Annotated in this window: 14 protein-coding genes and 1 tRNA gene; 9 read left to right on the top strand and 6 right to left on the bottom strand. The window is 62.1% G+C overall.

The features are described from left to right. Window positions 1–51 precede the first annotated feature (51 nt). The 3 genes from FJ443_RS00660 to FJ443_RS00650 all read left to right on the top strand — a co-directional run bounded on the left by FJ443_RS00660 (window position 52) and on the right by FJ443_RS00650 (window position 2,847). Window positions 52–882 (top strand): D-alanyl-D-alanine carboxypeptidase family protein, encoded by an 831-nt coding sequence (locus tag FJ443_RS00660; RefSeq protein ID WP_224681679.1) that lies wholly within the window; start codon window positions 52–54, stop codon window positions 880–882. A 758-nt stretch (window positions 883–1,640) separates the two neighbouring features. Beyond that, window positions 1,641–2,555: a DUF1003 domain-containing protein gene (locus FJ443_RS00655; protein ID WP_140662372.1), complete on the top strand. Its 915-nt coding sequence runs from the start codon at window positions 1,641–1,643 to the stop codon at window positions 2,553–2,555. 215 nt (window positions 2,556–2,770) lie between these two features. After that, window positions 2,771–2,847, top strand: a tRNA-Arg gene (locus FJ443_RS00650). Between the two features lie 884 nt (window positions 2,848–3,731). Here FJ443_RS00650 and FJ443_RS00640 read toward each other — a convergent pair. Beyond that, entirely contained in the window at window positions 3,732–4,541 is an 810-nt protein-coding gene (locus tag FJ443_RS00640) for a helix-turn-helix transcriptional regulator (protein ID WP_140554589.1), read from the bottom strand. Window positions 4,542–4,609: 68 nt separating this feature from the next. Between FJ443_RS00640 and FJ443_RS00635 the strand changes: the two genes are divergently transcribed. The 5 genes from FJ443_RS00635 to FJ443_RS00615 are packed head-to-tail and all read left to right on the top strand — an operon-like array spanning window position 4,610 to window position 9,391. Then, complete coding sequence (locus FJ443_RS00635; RefSeq protein ID WP_140554588.1) at window positions 4,610–5,875, top strand: extracellular solute-binding protein; 1,266 nt, start codon at window positions 4,610–4,612, stop codon at window positions 5,873–5,875. A 34-nt stretch (window positions 5,876–5,909) separates the two neighbouring features. Next, on the top strand, window positions 5,910–6,755 hold the full coding sequence (locus FJ443_RS00630; RefSeq protein WP_181170852.1) for an ABC transporter permease: 846 nt from the start codon (window positions 5,910–5,912) through the stop codon (window positions 6,753–6,755). Continuing rightward, complete coding sequence (locus tag FJ443_RS00625) at window positions 6,752–7,528, top strand: ABC transporter permease subunit (RefSeq protein ID WP_140662370.1); 777 nt, start codon at window positions 6,752–6,754, stop codon at window positions 7,526–7,528. Before FJ443_RS00630 ends, FJ443_RS00625 begins: the two co-directional genes overlap by 4 nt. Window positions 7,529–7,586: 58 nt before the next feature. After that, on the top strand, window positions 7,587–8,291 hold the full coding sequence (locus FJ443_RS00620) for an isochorismatase family cysteine hydrolase (RefSeq protein WP_246675807.1): 705 nt from the start codon (window positions 7,587–7,589) through the stop codon (window positions 8,289–8,291). Further along, complete coding sequence (locus tag FJ443_RS00615) at window positions 8,282–9,391, top strand: ABC transporter ATP-binding protein (RefSeq protein WP_140554585.1); 1,110 nt, start codon at window positions 8,282–8,284, stop codon at window positions 9,389–9,391. The genes FJ443_RS00620 and FJ443_RS00615 overlap by 10 nt, the downstream gene beginning before the upstream one ends. 188 nt (window positions 9,392–9,579) lie before the next feature. On the opposite strand, the gene FJ443_RS00610 is transcribed toward FJ443_RS00615, so the two are convergent. Next, window positions 9,580–10,059 (bottom strand): cupin domain-containing protein, encoded by a 480-nt coding sequence (locus FJ443_RS00610; protein ID WP_140662367.1) that lies wholly within the window; start codon window positions 10,057–10,059, stop codon window positions 9,580–9,582. A 126-nt stretch (window positions 10,060–10,185) separates the two neighbouring features. Between FJ443_RS00610 and FJ443_RS00605 the strand changes: the two genes are divergently transcribed. Beyond that, window positions 10,186–11,724 carry a winged helix-turn-helix domain-containing tetratricopeptide repeat protein gene (locus FJ443_RS00605; protein WP_140662365.1) on the top strand — a complete coding sequence of 513 codons (1,539 nt, stop codon included), beginning with the start codon at window positions 10,186–10,188 and terminating at the stop codon, window positions 11,722–11,724. A gap of 66 nt (window positions 11,725–11,790) precedes the next feature. On the opposite strand, the gene FJ443_RS00600 is transcribed toward FJ443_RS00605, so the two are convergent. The 4 genes from FJ443_RS00600 to FJ443_RS00585 form a co-directional block, all read right to left on the bottom strand. Beyond that, the gene (locus tag FJ443_RS00600; RefSeq protein ID WP_140524156.1) at window positions 11,791–12,591 is read right to left on the bottom strand and encodes a class I SAM-dependent methyltransferase; all 801 of its coding nucleotides are present in this window, start codon (window positions 12,589–12,591) and stop codon (window positions 11,791–11,793) included. A gap of 289 nt (window positions 12,592–12,880) precedes the next feature. Beyond that, a complete protein-coding gene (locus FJ443_RS00595; protein WP_140524154.1) occupies window positions 12,881–13,393 on the bottom strand; it encodes a RidA family protein in 513 nt (170 codons plus the stop codon). Between the two features lie 90 nt (window positions 13,394–13,483). Then, on the bottom strand, window positions 13,484–13,897 hold the full coding sequence (locus FJ443_RS00590; RefSeq protein WP_140517716.1) for a cytochrome c: 414 nt from the start codon (window positions 13,895–13,897) through the stop codon (window positions 13,484–13,486). Between the two features lie 49 nt (window positions 13,898–13,946). Further along, entirely contained in the window at window positions 13,947–15,548 is a 1,602-nt protein-coding gene (locus FJ443_RS00585) for a flavin monoamine oxidase family protein (RefSeq protein ID WP_246681186.1), read from the bottom strand. Window positions 15,549–15,721: the final 173 nt, after the last annotated feature.

The raw sequence follows: 15,721 nt of genomic DNA, 5'->3' as shown, positions 1-15,721 counted from the left end.
CGTCGCCTTCCGCTCGTCCAGAGACTTTTCGTCGCCCTTGGCCTGTTGCTGATGGCTGCGGGCTGCTCGACCACGACACCGCCGGACTCTGTGCTGGCCGTGCCGGCGCCGCCGCAGAAATACGCGGCCATCGTCGTCGATATCAGAAGCGGCAAGCAGCTGTTCGAGGTCAATTCGAGGGCCCAGCGCTATCCGGCCTCGCTGACCAAGATGATGACGCTCTACCTCCTGTTCGAGGCAATGGAGAGCGGCCGCGTCTCCAAGGAAACGCAGATCCCGGTCTCCGACCACGCGGCCTCGCAGCCGCCGACCAAGATGCGCTTCCGGCGCGGGGAAACGATCGACGTCGATTCCGCCATCCGCGCCATCGTCGTCAAGTCGGCCAATGACGTGGCGGTGGCGGTGGGCGAATATCTCGGAGGCTCGGAGGACGAGTTCGCCGCCATGATGACGTCGAAGGCGCGCCAGCTCGGCATGACCAGCACCATTTTCCGCAACGCCTCGGGCCTGCCCGACGACGGCCAGGTCACCAGCGCGCGCGACATGGCGGTGCTCGGCATGGCGCTGCACCAGCGCTTCCCCCAGCATTTCCACTATTTTTCCGAGAGCGACTTCATGTTCCGCGGCCGGCTGGTGCGCGGCCACAACGACATGCTCGGCCGCGTGCGCGGCGTGAACGGCATCAAGACCGGCTATATCAGGGCCTCCGGCTTCAACATCGTCACCTCCTACGAAGCCGACGGCCGCCAACTGATCGTGGTGGTGATGGGCGCCGACAGCGCCCGCCAGCGCAACGACCATGTCGAGGCGCTGATCCAGCGCAACCTATCGCCGGCGGTTGCCGACGCCCCGACCAGGGTGATGTACGCCGAACAGCAGTGAGCGGGCGAGCTTCGGGGCTGCCTCGCTTCGGACCAGCTTGCTCAACTATCGAAGTCAGTGCCGCCCCTCATCGCCCTGCCGGGCACTTCTCCCCGTATAGTGACGGGGAGAAGAGGCTGACCGCAACCTCGGCACCCTTTTGCAGTGTTGGTGATGGGCGAAACCGGCGATAACAGCCCCTCTCCCCGTTCTACGGGGAGAGATGTCCGGCAGGACAGTGAAGGGGCGGCGCAGTCGCTCGAAAGCGGGCGATGGCGTCGACTTGACCCGATAGGAATTTTTTCTTGACAGGGTGAAGGCAACTGTGCTACTATTCTCGCTATGGTGCTAATTTGCGCCAGCCACCCGCCGCAAGGCGGGTTTTTTGTGCCGTCGCCCAGGCGCCGGCCAATCACTTCGTCATCCACGGGCGGAGCAAGGAGCGTAGCGACGCGGCGCGAGGATCCATGCCGCGACTCGGCAAGCGCCGCAACGGTTCGCAATTCTGCTCCACTGAGGCCAATGTCATGGAATGGATCCAGGCTCCGCGACGGAGCTTCGCCCCCGTTATGGTTCCCCAGGGGGTTGATGACGATTTCATGGAGCCGCCGCCAACCTCGAATGTCTCTCGACCAGGCGAGCCCCGAAAGGCGGCCCGCTGCCCCTTCCTGTCACGCAATCGTCCGCAAGGCGTGGCATAGGCATGCCAAATCGCCGCGATGCTGGCTAAGCATCGCCGCATCGGTCTATCGTCTTCCACCACAGCAGGAGCCCGCATCATGAGCACCCTCCCCAAGGCGTCCGAGCAGCAGGCGGACAATGACAGCGGCGGCGAATATTTCGAGGCGCCGACCACGGGGGAGGACCTGCACGGGGCTTCGGACGAGCATTTCGACACGCCGGAGGTGCCGGACTCCGAGCCGGCCTTGCCCGGCGCTTCGCGGGCCAAGCCCAAGAAAAGACCGTCGGCGATCTCGGGCCGCAAATTCCGCAAGCGCGACCTGGTGCGCATCGACGATCTGCGCCCGAGCCTGGCCGACCGCATCCGCTCCGACCATCCCGACCTGCCGCATGGCGCCCGCATCAGCCGCGAGGAGCTCGGCCGCTACCGCATGCGCTACATGGAGGAGCTGCTCCAGCAGGAGCACGGCGAATTCTCCGAGCTCGACCGCCAGGTCGTGGAATCGATCGCCAGGCAGGACACGATTTCGGAAAACTCGGAAGAGGAGTTCGAGGAGCACCGCTCGTTCGCCGACCGCGTCTCCGACAACATGGCGGCCTTCGGCGGCAGCTGGTGGTTCCTGATCTCGTTCGCCGGCGTGCTCCTGGTGTGGATCGCCATCAACCTGTTCGAGGGCTTGAACCGCGCCTTCGATCCCTACCCCTTCATCCTGCTCAACCTGCTGCTCTCCTGCATCGCCGCCATCCAGGCGCCCATCATCATGATGAGCCAGAAGCGCCAGGAGGTGAAAGACCGCCTGCGCTCCTTCAACGACTACCGCGTCAACCTCAAGGCCGAGCTCGAAGTGCGCCATTTGCACGAAAAACTGGACTACCTCATCTCGCGCCAATGGACGCGCCTGGCCGAAATGCAGCAGATGCAGCTCGACGCCATGCATGAGCTGACCGGCGCGAAGAAGGCGAAGCGCGCGGTGCGGAGGAGGCGGGCGGTGAAGGGTGAGGCGGGCGGGTGAGGGGCTCAAGTTCCTCGCCCCCGCAAAGGACGAGGAAGAGGTGGCTCGGCGAAGCCGAGACGGAGAGGGGCAACGCCGCACGCGACAGGACGCCACCTGCGAGGTGAACCTTTGGAAAATGCCAATCTCCAATTGCCCGTTGAAGCCCGCGCCCGCTTCCGCTAAGAAGCCGTGACTTGCCGGTTCACCCGGTTCGTTTTCCGGCCCGCCGGGAAGCACCCGTAGCTCAGCTGGATAGAGCGCTGCCCTCCGAAGGCAGAGGTCACAGGTTCGAATCCTGTCGGGTGCGCCAAGGAAATCGGGTCCGTTCCGGACACACAGGGTACCGGTTATACCGGAGACTAGCGCACGAGAGGATCTTGTAGCCGGTCTTGCGCCAGATATCGAACTCCCCGCAAAGCATCGCTATCTTCTCTCGGCAAGGGCATGACTTACAGCTTAAAAGCTGCAGGGTTCAAACGCGCGACGCTCCGACTTCAAAACTTTTCCCTCTGACTACATGGATCAGACGTCTGAAGTTAACGTCTTTGTCGTCGGTTTTCCATCGGTTGGCAAACCGGCATACGACCTGAAGGTTCCCTTCCTCATAGTGTCCATCACTATCAATACGGTCGAGCGAAGGTAGTAACTCTGAGTCCCCGTGTTGGCCATCCATCTGCAACGGCAAATCCGTGAGCGCGCATAGCGAGGTGAAACGCGGAAATGGCGCGCAGCCTCCCGGTGACCATGCCCCTCATCAACATACGCAACAACACGCCGACGCAACTCAAGCGGTAGCGGCTTGCAATGAATCACGAACTCAAATCAAGGGAATCCTGAATCCCTTAAATCGCGACACGCTTTAGTCTGCGGAAGCGCAAAGCCACTCCTTGGCATCCGAGGCATCACCACCAAACGTTGAGCCGGTCGTGTTCGAATCGCCACTACGCATTGGATTCAGGGCCGGCGTGCTGCCCTGTGGTTGAATGACACCCTGCTCGACCCCTCAGGCCTCGTCTGGTTGGCATCGAACATGAATATCTGATCCGTTACGGTCGTTTCGCCACGCATCATGAACGACCGCTATGCGCCCAATTTCGGCCGTTGCGGACAGCCTTGCTGCTCGCTGAAAGCGGACATTGCGCTTCTTTTAAAGCCGGGATAGCGCGCAACTGTTTTTTCCATGTGCGGTAGTTTTTAGGGTTGTATCGAAAAAGCCCAATCCTCATCATCCATTTTGTTGCGGACACGGGCTTGGATGTCCTCATCGATGACGGGATCACCAAAGTCGAATACACCACATTGCCGAAGAGCCGTGCGCAAATTCAGAGAACTCGGCAACCTTTGTAGCAGCACACGGTAACATGCCAGCTCTCGCGTGAAGGTTCCGGTAATGCCGACCGAGAGACCCAACAAAATGTCAGGCTGGTCACGGTCTCCTTGATAATAGATCGTAATCCAGGCCATCTTTCCCACGGAGGCCTCACGCTCATACATGATAATCCGGTCGGCCGAATTGACCAGGAGTCCATCATACTTGCGGATTGTCCTGTCGCGCTGGGGAAGCTTGCGCTCGATGTTTTTGCTGAAGATGACTCCATTGTCGTTGTAGATGTGGACCAGTCCGCGCAAAATCCGTCCCGGATATTCGGCCGCGCAGAAATGGTTGTGGTAGAAGCCGGTTATATTGCGAAACCTCTCATTGTTGCTGGGTCCCAGAAACAGGAGGTTCGATATGCGCTTGCGGGTTTCCCAAGGGCTGTCGATTATCGGCCGCTTGACCGCGACCAGCTCGCTGAACTGTTTGGTGTCGAGCAGGATTTCAGATTCTTCCACACCGAAGTAATCGCCGATTCTGCGCAATGTTCGCAAAGACGGGAACGCCGTTCCGTTGAGATATTTCTGGAACTGGTGTCGGTTGATGCCGAGCCTCCGACAGACCTCCGATACCGATTTGGAGTAGCTGCACAGCAGCCTGAGGTTTTCCGGCAGGTCTTCGCTGGCCAATCGTCGTTCTCCATAAATCGTCTAAAGTTGCGCGAGTTTATGCTGTTATACCAGCAAAGAGCGCAAGGATGGCAAAGCGTTCCCCATTGCGATTCATGTGGTGCTTGCCGATGCTGGCTTTGTCGGCAAAGCGCCGGTCGCCAGCAGCGGCCAAAAGACCACTGTCCAAAATATGGGGAAGAAAAATGCAGAAAGTCGGTGCGAGCGAGCTGATCAAGGTCAGGACCTTTCTTCCCATGTCACGCCGTGGTTTTCTCACGGGCGCGGCCGCGGGCGGTGCTGCTTTCGGGTTGGGATTTGGCTCCCGCTCCGCACATGCCGATGCAAATGTCACATTTCTCGGTTGGCAGGGCTATGAGGCTTACCTCGAGGGCGGAGGCTTTCCGTCCAAGAACGGTCTCACACTCCAGAAGTCCTTTGCGTCGTCCGCCGACGAGATGGTGACGAAGCTGCGTCTTGGATCGAGTGCCTATGACCTGCTTACGCCATACTTCATCAATGATCCGTTCTTGCAGAACCAGGGCCTTATCGAAGCGCTGGATCTGACCAAGATACCAAATTTCGCGAAGATCATGGAACCCGTACGCCGCATGGCAGAGCCTAACATGGCTGTCGCGGGGACTTGGTACGCGGCCCCGTTCGTGTGGGGCTCGGCACCGCTGATGTATAATTCAGATGTCGTGACGAGCGCGCCGGCGTCGTGGAAGGACATGATGAAGCCCGAGTTCAAGGGGAAATGCGCAATTCCAGACGACATTTCGGCATGCTGGTCCGTATGGGGACGAGTTGCCAATCCAGGTATAAAGACTGCTTTGCGCATGACCCGCGAACAATTGGCCCGGACGGTCGATCTCCTTGTCGAATTGAAGAAGAATCACCTGCGGACCATCGCATCAAGCTATGGCGACTTGACCGACCTTGCCGCGCGTAAGGAGATCGTCATCTTCCAGGGCTTCGAACCGGTCGCATCATGGGTTGGCAAAGCGGCGCCCATCAAGTGGACCTTCCCTGTCGAGGGAACAGGAAGCTTCATCGAAGGCTACGCGATCGGACGCGGCTCCGCGAATATCGAAGCGGCACATGTCCTGATCAACAACGCGCTTTCGCCGGAAGGGCAGAAGGCCGGCGCCGATGCCAATGGCCTGCCTGTGGTGGTCAGCGAGGCGATCCCCCTCGTCAGCGATTGGAACCGGGCATCCTATCCCTACGACAATCTCGAGGATTTCCTGACCAAGAAGGTAACTTTCGAGGAGATGTACTATCTCGACGACGACGGCACCCATGCCACCTGGGATGAATATCAAGAGGCTTGGGAGCGCATCCTCAAGGCCTGACCGACCGAATGAGGCGCGGGAGGCGCGAGAGGCCATGACGGCGAAGAGAACCTTACGGGCAGTGCTTATCGCGCCGGCGGCAAGCGTATATCTGGCGCTTTTCGTGCTGCCGCTCGGCTATTTCGCCCTGGTCAGCTTCTGGACGTTTCGGCTCTACAGGATCGAACCGGTCTTTACGCTGGCGAATTACAGCAAAGCGTACTCCAGTTATTTGGGCCCGGCCCTCCAAACGGTGATTATTGCTCTCGTCATCGCGGTGCTTACGACGCTCCTCGCATATGCGTATGCATTTCTCATCCGCTTCAAGGCAGGCCGCTTCGGCGACGCGTTGCTGTTCGTGGCGCTCATCACGTTGTTCGGCGGTTACCTCGTCAAGATCTATGCCTGGAAGACGATGCTCGGTGAAAGCGGGGTCGTCAACCAATTGCTGATGTCAACAGGCGTTGTTGACAAACCCTTGTCCTGGCTACTCTACAATCCGTTCTCGGTGGTGATCACGCTCACCCACTATCTTTTGCCCTTTGCCGTGTTGCCTATCTACGGAGCCTTGCGTGGCATCGCCGACATCGACATCGAGGCGGCGCGGGATCTGGGCGCGGGCCCCTTCCGCCGCCTGGTGGACATCATCTTGCCCCGAACGGCTACCGGGTTGTTTGCAGGCTTCGCCACCGCCTTCCTGATTTCGATAGGTGACTATGTAACGCCCAGTCTTGTCGGCGGGCCGCACACATCGATGATCGGAACCTTCGTTGCGAGTCAATTTATCAATAGGCTCAACGCGCCGGCGGGATCGGCGCTGACCTTCCTCACTCTTTTTCTTTGTTTTGTCGTGCTGGCGTTGATTGCGGCAGGCGGGCGTCGAATTCTGGCAACGCGATGAAGACCTCTTTTTCCCCAGGCTGGCTGCTCTTCGGAACGGCATTGGTGATCTTCATGCTTGCGCCGCTTGTGCTTGTGGTGCTGCTCTCCTTCGGCAATAATGCTCATGCTACCTTTCCCTTGGGCGTGCCGACGCTTGGCTGGTACAAAGCGCTGTTTGCCAAGCCCGATTTCTATGTAGCGGCCACAAACAGCCTCGTGATCACCGGCTGGGTTGGCGGACTATCGCTTGTGATCGGCACGGCGGCGGCGTTTTCGATTGCGGAATTCAAGAGCCGAACAACCGACACCGGACTGGTGCTTCTGATCCTTCCCCTGATGTTGCCGCCCCTGGTGTTGGCATTGGCTCTTGCCACCACATTCTCCGCCCTCGATATCCGGCTCGGCTTCGTGACGGTGATACTCAGTCAGCTCGTTTTCACGCAACCCTTCGTCATCCTTATCATGCATGCACGGATGCGTGCATTCCCGATCCAACTCCTTGAAAGCGCCCGAGATCTTGGCGCGGGCCCTGTTCGCGCCTTCTTCAACATAACACTGCCCATCATCCGTTCGAGCTTGATCGGCGCCGCGCTCATTGCCATGGCGCTTTCGCTCGACGATTTCATCATCACCTATTTCACCATAGGCGGCGGATTGACGCTTCCTACCTTGACCTGGGGGATGTTGAGGACGTCGTTCAATCCGAGCATAAACGCCCTTGCCTCCATCATTCTCATCGTAACCGTCGGCTTCACGGTCGTAGCCCTGCGACTTTCCAAGTACCGCGGCTGAGTGACATCCGCTTCGACCATGCAAGGCTCACCTGGCGGTGGCTCACAGGAGTATCAAATTGAATCAAAGCGCATACACGGACCTAGTGCCTCCCGTTGACCTGTCGGACCGTGCGCAAATAGGCCTGCTGGTCATAGACATGCAGTATCACGATGCCGCGCCGGATCGCGGCCTGTCGCTTGCCATGGAGCGGATCAGCCCCGGCTCGATGCGCTACTATGCGGACCGACTGACGCGCACGACGATCCCCGCCATCAGCCGGATACTCGACTATTTTCGCCGCAACCATATGCAGGTCTTTCATCTGACGCTCGGTTCCGAGCACCGAGATCTCCGCGATTGCCCAAAGCGGTTCCGCGACTGGACCCGCGCAATAGAAGAGAGATCAGGCGTCCATGACCTGTGGTGGTCGGGAAATCCGGACTTCGCCATTCTGGAAGAACTCATGCCGCTTGCTGGCGAGACGGTGGTGAGGAAAACGACGAATGGAGCGTTCAACGGAAGCGGGCTGGACGATATTTTCCGGTATAATGGCATTTCGCGCCTCATCATAACGGGCGTGGTCACCAGTGCTTGCGTTGCGCTCACCGCGCTGGATGCCGCCGACCGGGGCTACGACTGCGTTCTGGTTTCGGATGCGCTCGCCGATCACGACGAAGAGATGCACATGGCGACGCTCAAATCCTTTGCCATGAATTTCGGGCGGGTGGTCGAGCGCCCCGAAGACGTCATCTCGGTGATGGAGAATTCCGCATGGATATGACCCCGCAGGCCTCGGCCGGCGAAAATGGAGCCTCCGCCATCGCAAAGGAACCACCATTGCTGAGCCTGCGTGGCGTGACGAAGCGGTTCGGGGCGATGACGGCGGTAGGGCCGACCGATGTCGATGTCCGGTCCGGAGATTTCTTTGCACTTCTCGGCCCGTCGGGCTGCGGCAAGACGACGTTGCTGCGCATGATAGCCGGTTTCGAACAGCCCACCGAAGGCAGGATCGAGATCGGCGGAACGGACATTACCCATACCGGCCCGGAACGTCGTCCTACAAACATGGTATTTCAGGGATACGGCCTGTTCCCGCATATGACTGTTCTCCAGAATGTCGGCTATGGATTGCGTGTGGCGGGAGTGGCCAAGGCGGAGGCCGACGCCCGCTGCCGGGAGATAATCGGCCTGGTAAGGCTCAGCGGACTTGCGGAACGCAACGTGACGGCGCTTTCCGGCGGACAGCAGCAGCGTGTCGCCTTGGCGCGAGCGCTCGTCATGCGGCCGAAGATCCTGCTTCTTGACGAGCCGCTGGCGGCGCTCGACCTGAAATTGCGGCAGACGATGCAGGAAGAACTGCGCCGCATTCATCGCGAGATCGGTGGGACCTTCGTCTTCGTCACACATGATCAAACCGAAGCCATGGCGCTGGCCAACCGCATTGCTGTCATGGAATCCGGTATTATCGTCCAGGAGGGTTCGCCGGACGAGATCTACTCCCTGCCTTGCAATCGCTTCGTGGCTACCTTCATAGGCGATGCCAATTTGCTTACAGGCTATCGGACCGGCGGTCGCGTGACGCTCGACGCGGGACCGGCTTTCCCGGACAAGGGAGAGGACGGAGCGGTTGTGGTGATCATACGCCCCGAAAAACTAAGCCTTGCCGGTGACGGAACGAAAAGCGATCTCGTTCTGGAAGGACAGGTCGAAGATGTGATGTTCCTTGGCACCCATGCACGCATTGTGCTGCGGCTGGCCGGCAATGAAACGATGGCTTTGCATACCGCCGATCTGTCCACCCGACAGAAGGCTGTCGAGGGCGCGATGCTGCGGCTCGGATGGTCAATGAGCGACCATGTCGTCGTGGCAGACACCAAATAATCACTGTTCACGCGTAGGAAGCGCGCGAGTGATGGCGTCATCTCGCTACGCGCTTACCACATCGTCGAGAAGGCTTCAGCGCACGTACCACGAACACTGACGATCCACCGATCCTCCGCTGAACGGACTGCCTATTTGCCAGCTTCGATCGCCAGCCATTCGCCTATCACGCACCCATTGGCAAGTAATCAGCTGAACCGTACTTGCACCGCACTCGCCGTCAACGTGGAGAGCTGGTCGGTGTCGTAGCGGTTCCGCAGTTCGGCGAGCGCCTTCGGATCCGGGGAGCCCTTTGCGGCGAGCCTCGCAAGATCTTCGAAATAGTGCTCATGCCCGGGCGGCGAGACGGTCATCAGCACGCGGGCCGGTTTTTCGCCGACATTGGTGATGTTGTGCTGCACGCCGGGCGGAATGAACAGGAAGGTGCCCGGCGTCGCCCGGATCACCTTTCCGCCCACGTACCAGACACATTCGCCGTCAAGCACATAGAAGGTCTCTTCCTGCACGCGATGGACATGCAGGCCGGTGGCGAAGCCGGCCGGTATGGTCCAGTCGAACATGCTCGTGTGTCTGGTATCCCCGCCGGTGACGAGAAACACCATCGGCTGGCCACGCAGCATGACCCCCTTGGTCTCGTCGGGCATCCGGATGACAGGTGCGGCGCTCATTTGATCCTCCATCGGTTCGCTGCTTTTCCCGCAGCCACCGGCACAGGATGCCTCGATCGAGCCGGCCAGTCGTGAAGCCGTTGCGAAATCATTGCGAAAAGATTGCAAACGGTATCTCCTTCGGGAATGGCAACAAGCCTCGCCTTTGGCCCCTTTCGCATCGACGGCGAAGCCGGGATCCTGTTCCACGGCGACCAGCCGACGCCACTCGGCCAACGGGCCGTCGCGCTGCTGGCGCTGCTTGTCGAACGCACGGGCAAGCCGGTTCCCAAGCAGGCGCTGATCGACGCCGCATGGCCGGGGCAAGCGATCGAGGACAGCAATCTGACGGTGCAGATCGCGGCGGCCAGGCGCATGCTGGAGAGCGCGGCCGGCGGCGGAAGCTGGATCGAGACGCTGCCGCGGCACGGCTATCGCTATGTCGGGCCCGAGGTCGCGATCGGTGGTCTCGGCCCCGAGGCGGCAACGCTGACATGGCCCGGCAAGCCTTCGATCGCGGTTCTGCCGTTCTCGAACCTGAGCGGTGATCCGGAGCAGGACTATTTCGCCGACGGCATCGTCGACGACATCACCACCGGCCTGGCGCGCATCAACTGGCTGTTCGTCATCGCGCGCAACTCCTCCTTCACCTATAAGGGGCGCGCGGTGGACGTGAAGCAGGTCGGCCGCGAGCTCGGCGTCCACTATGTGCTCGAAGGCAGCGTGCGCAGGGCCGGCGGCAGCGTGCGCGTCACCGGCCAGATGATCGACACCTCGACCGGCGCCCACATATGGGCCGAGCGCTTCGACCGCGCCTCCGCCGATATTTTCGCGCTCCAGGATGAGATCGCGCTGGCGGCCGTCGGCGCGATCGCGCCCAGCCTGCGGCGCGTCGAAATCGAGAGGGTGAGGCGCAAGCGCCCCGACAGTCTCGATGCCTACGACCTCGTGCTGCGCGCCCAGCCGGACGTGGGTTCCGGCATGCCCGAACGGGTGGCGCAGGCGCTCGTGCTGCTCGAACGCGCCATCGAACTCGAGCCGACCTATGCGCTTGCCCACGGCAATGCCGCCATGTGCCATCATTGCCTGTTCCTTCGCGCCGGCTTGCAGGAAGCCGATCGCGAGGCTTCGGTACGCCATGCCCGGCTGGCCATCCTGCACGGACAGGACGACGCGGCCGCGCTTACCCTTGCGGGGTTTTCGATCGGCATGGATGGACATGACCGCAAGGCCGCCTTCACCGCCCTGGAAGCCGCGCTTGCCGTCAGCCCGTCATCCGCCCTGACCTACATTCTGGGCAGCGTCATCCTCGGCTGGAGCGGCGAAGCGGAGCAGGCCATCGCGTGGAGCGAGCGCGGGATGCGGCTCAGCCCCTTCGACCCCTGGGCCTTCGCCGCCTTCGACGCGCAGGCGATGAGCCATCTGCTGCGCGGCCGCTATGACGAGGCCTGCCGTGCCGCATACAGGTCGGTGCAGGCCAATCCCGCCCACAGCATCACCTATGTGCAACTGGCCGCCGCCTTGGCCAAGCTCGGCCGGCTGGACGAGGCGATGGCGGCAGCGGCGCGGGTGCGTGAGCTGCATCCGACGTTTCGCTACGGTCGGCAGTTCGCCGCCGTACATTGCGCCCCGGCGGTCGCGCAATGCCTCGGCGAGGCGCTGCAGGCCGCCGGTCTGCCGCAATAGCGCCGGTGCGTCTTCATGGAGACCGGCCTGGGCGGCAGATGGCGGATGGGCGGTTCTTCGGCGCCCTTACCGCACCACGCCCCTGCAAGCCCAGGCAACGTTCGCAAACGACCGCGCGCCATCCGGCCGGCCGGCCTCATAGGCATCGCGGACGGCGGCCTCGCTGCGCGTCCGCTCGGCTGGATCGAGCGTCATCATGTATTTGCCGAGCGGGCCTTCGCCGGCCGCTATCGGCGCCCAATAGTCGTCGAAGTCCCGGTAGTCCATGCGGATCATCAGCTCGGTTTCGGTCACGTCGGCCAGGTCCTGCTCGACAAAAGTCCGCTTCATTTCGCCCGGCTGCATCATCGGCTGGAAGCAATAGCGGCTGCGCATCTGGCGTCCGCCTTCGCTGAGCGCGGCCACCGTGTCGATCATCATGCGCATGCCGGGCATGCCACCGAGATGATCCCACACGACGGCCGCCACCACGCCGCCCGGCCGCACCACGCGGCGCATCTCGCCCACCGCCTTGCCGGCCTCCGGCACGAAGTGGAGCACGAGCAGCGCCAGCGCGCGGTCGAAACCATCGTCGGCGAACGGCAAGGCGGTGGCGTCGGCTTGCTGGATCTCGATGCGCGGGTCGGTGTTGCGCCGCTTCGCCGCCTCGACGAAGACGGGCGAAAAGTCGATTGCCGCGATCGCCGCGAGGTCGGCGGATTTGGCCAGCTCGAATGTCAGGCTGCCGGTGCCGCAGCCGACGTCGAGGATCTTTTCGCCGCGGGCAAGCCCGGCGAAGTCGATGAATTTGGGCGCGAGCTTGCGGCTCCAGCGGCCCATGAGCTGCTCATATCCGCTGGCGTCATGAACGGTGAAACTTGAGGTCATCTCGCTCTCCCTGCGCTGAAGAGGCGAGGCTAGGGCAATTCCGGGAAAAGCGTGAGGCGGTTTTCCGTCCGCGATCCCGCAACCTGCCTTCGACGAATGGCTAGTGCATGGGCGTGGGCTCCGCGCGGTTTAGCCCTCACTGGCGGGTCAACATCGCCCGGCTCCGCCTTTCGGTGGGTGCCTGGGCGAGCGAGGCCGCTTCAGCCGCCCCGGTTCGCGGCCCGCCAGATCCGCGCCTCGCCAGCCCGTTCGGCATCCTGGCTCGACGGGCTGGCCGAACGCCCCGGCTTCAGGGCCGCACGGCGGTCACTTCGATTTCGACCAGGAAGCCGGGGCCGGCAAGGCCCGCGACCTGCACCACCGAACGCGTCGGCAGGTTCGGCTGGTCCTTGGTCCCGAAAAACTTCGTGTAGCCTTTCATGAAACCGGCGAAATCCATCTTGCCGCCCTTGGCGGGATCGCCGACCAGGAAGACCTGCATCTTGACGACGTCGCCCATCTTCAGGCCGAGATCGGCCAGCGTCTTGTCGATCGACTTCAGCACCGAGCCGGTCTGGGCCTCGGTGTCGCCATAGGCGGCGACCGTCGCCTTGTCCGCCTTCTCGTCGATGACCGACGGCACGGCGCCGCTGAGATAGACCGTGGTCTTGCCGGCCGGCACCTCGACGGCGCGCAGGATCGGAAAATCCGAATTCGGAATCTTGTGGCGAACGACGTCGTCGGCCAAGGCCGCGCCGGCGGCCAGCATTCCCGCCGCCAGCACGGCGGCCCCGATCCATGATTTCCCGATCGATGATTTCATGACCCGTTTCCTTCCATTCGAGAGGGCGGCGAGCGCCGGAATGCCCGCCGCGCGGTTTGCGTTGCCGCATGTGCGGGCGACATCCGCCACTCAGCGGACATCCTTCACGTCCTGCGCCGTCACGGCATCCTTGTAGTCGTTGCCGAAATGCGTCCTGACATAGTTGACCACGGCCGCGACCTGGTCGTCGCTCATCATCTGCCCCACCGGCGGCATGCCGTTTTGCCCGTGCAGGACGAGGCTTACGGGATAGCCGCCGGTCTCCAGGTTCTTGTTCTTGGCCAGCGCCGGATAGTGGCCGGCGCCGACCGCGCCTTGCCCCTTGTCCAGGTGGCAGGCGGCGCAGACATTGGCATAGAGCGCCGCGCCGTCCTTTTCGGTGAAAGTATCGCCCTGGCTGAACGTGACGCCGGCCGAATCGGCGAACGCGCCGGGAGCCGTGAACGCCATGGCGGCAGCCATGGCGGCGATGAGACCGCAGGGTCTTTTGAAGGAGCTGCTCATGATGGGATGCCTCGCGGGATACGGGGTGAACGAAGGAATCGGCATGGCCTCATCCCTGCATGACGCGCTGGTGCAGGCGGGTGATGGCGTTGAGCGAGGACAGGATCGCGCCCTCCTGCCAGGCGGGAATGTAGGAGGCATGCTCGCCGGCCAGCACGATGCGGCCGTCGATCTGGCACAGATTGTCGTAATGCTCCTTGCGCGCCTCTTCGGTCCAGTCGCCCGCGCAGCCAAGGGTGAAGGGCGAGCGGTGCCATGCCCAGGAAACGCCGGTCTCGAACTCCTGCTTGTATTGCGGGTGGAGCTGCGCGCCGTATTCCACCGCCTTCTGCACGCGCTCCTGCGGGGTCATGGCGGTGAATTCGTAGGAGTTCGGTCCGTTCCATGTGTAGCAGCCGAGCAGCACGCCCTTGCCGCCGGCGTTGAAGCCGGTGCTGGGGTAGGAGATCTGCGAGATCGGCAGGTTGGTGTAGCTGACGCCGCCGAAGATCGATTCGTCCTCCTCCCAGAAACGGCGCTTCATCTGCAGGCCGACCTTGACCGAGGACGCATAGGGCACCGCCCCGATCGCCGCCTGCATGGCGCCGCCGACCTGGATTTCGATCTGGCTGAGGATGGTGAGCGGAATGGTGCACACGCACCAGTCGGCGCTGGCTTCCTGGGCGGTTCCGGGGCTTTTCGCGTCCTCATAGGTCACCGTCACGCCCTTGTCGTTCTGGGCGATCTTGGTGACCTTGGCATTGTAGGTGATGAGGTCGCCGACCTGCTTGGCGAAGGCTTCGCCGATCCTGCCCATGCCGCCGACCGGCTGGAACATGGTGGTCTGGAATTCGTAGAGCGAGAAGTTGGCGAGGCTGCCCCACAGGCGCGAATTCAGCACGTCGGACGCGCCGATGATCTGACCCGCCACCGGCTCGGCGCCGATGCCGCCGCCCGGCTCCTTCTCGTAGCCGCGGAATTCGGCGGTCGCGAGGCTGGATTTGTAGCTGTAGTCCTTGTCCAGCGCGCCCCAGGACTGCAGCGCCTCGAGCAGCACCTCCTGGTCCTCCTTGGAGACGAGCCCTTCCAACTGGCCCTTCTTGGCCACCTTGGCCAGCAGCTCCGAAGTGTGGCCCTTGAAGTCGGTCTCGATCTCGCGCACGCGCTTGGGCTTGCCGCCGAAGGCCTCGGTCGAGTGCAGCAGGGCGTTGTGATTGGTCTGCTGGAACGGCTCCAGCGTCACCCCGAGCCTCCGGCAGTAGGCCAACAGCCCGTTGTGATGGTAAGGGATGCGCCAGGGGCCGGGATTGAGGTAGAGCCCCTCGTCGAACTCGCATTTCTGCGTGTAGCCGCCGAGTTCGGTAACGGTGTCGCCGCCGCGTATCGTCCAGTTGCGGCCGCCGGCGCGGGCATTGTATTCGAGGATCTTCACCTTGTAGCCGGCCTGGCGCAGTTCCAAGGCCGCCAGCATGCCGGCCAGGCCGGCGCCCAGGACGAGCACCGAAGCGCCCTTCGGGTCGCCTTCGAGCTTGATCGGTCCCTTGTAATCGGACTCTGCCGCCAGCCCCATGCTGGTCATGGCCTGGTACATTGCGGCGCTGCCCGCCGTAATGCCGATCATTTTGAGAAGGTCGCGCCGGCGCATGCCGGCAAGGGATTGTTCGAGCTGCATGTTCGTCTCCTCGATCAGCGGCACGCCGCGATCCGCCGCCTGTTGCCCCCGCAAGCTCGAGGCGAGCCCCGGTGGACGACGCAAGGCTATGCCTGCAACCCAATCTGTTCAACCAACACGCCGCGCTTGGAACAAATGTCCTCGAATCTTGGCGCAATCGGGCTCTCGCGGCG

Source organism: Mesorhizobium sp. B2-6-1, from assembly GCF_006440475.1.
Classification (GTDB): Bacteria; Pseudomonadota; Alphaproteobacteria; order Rhizobiales; family Rhizobiaceae; genus Mesorhizobium.
Note: the sequence above shows the minus strand (reverse complement) of the source record. Positions and strands in the feature narration are given on the sequence as shown.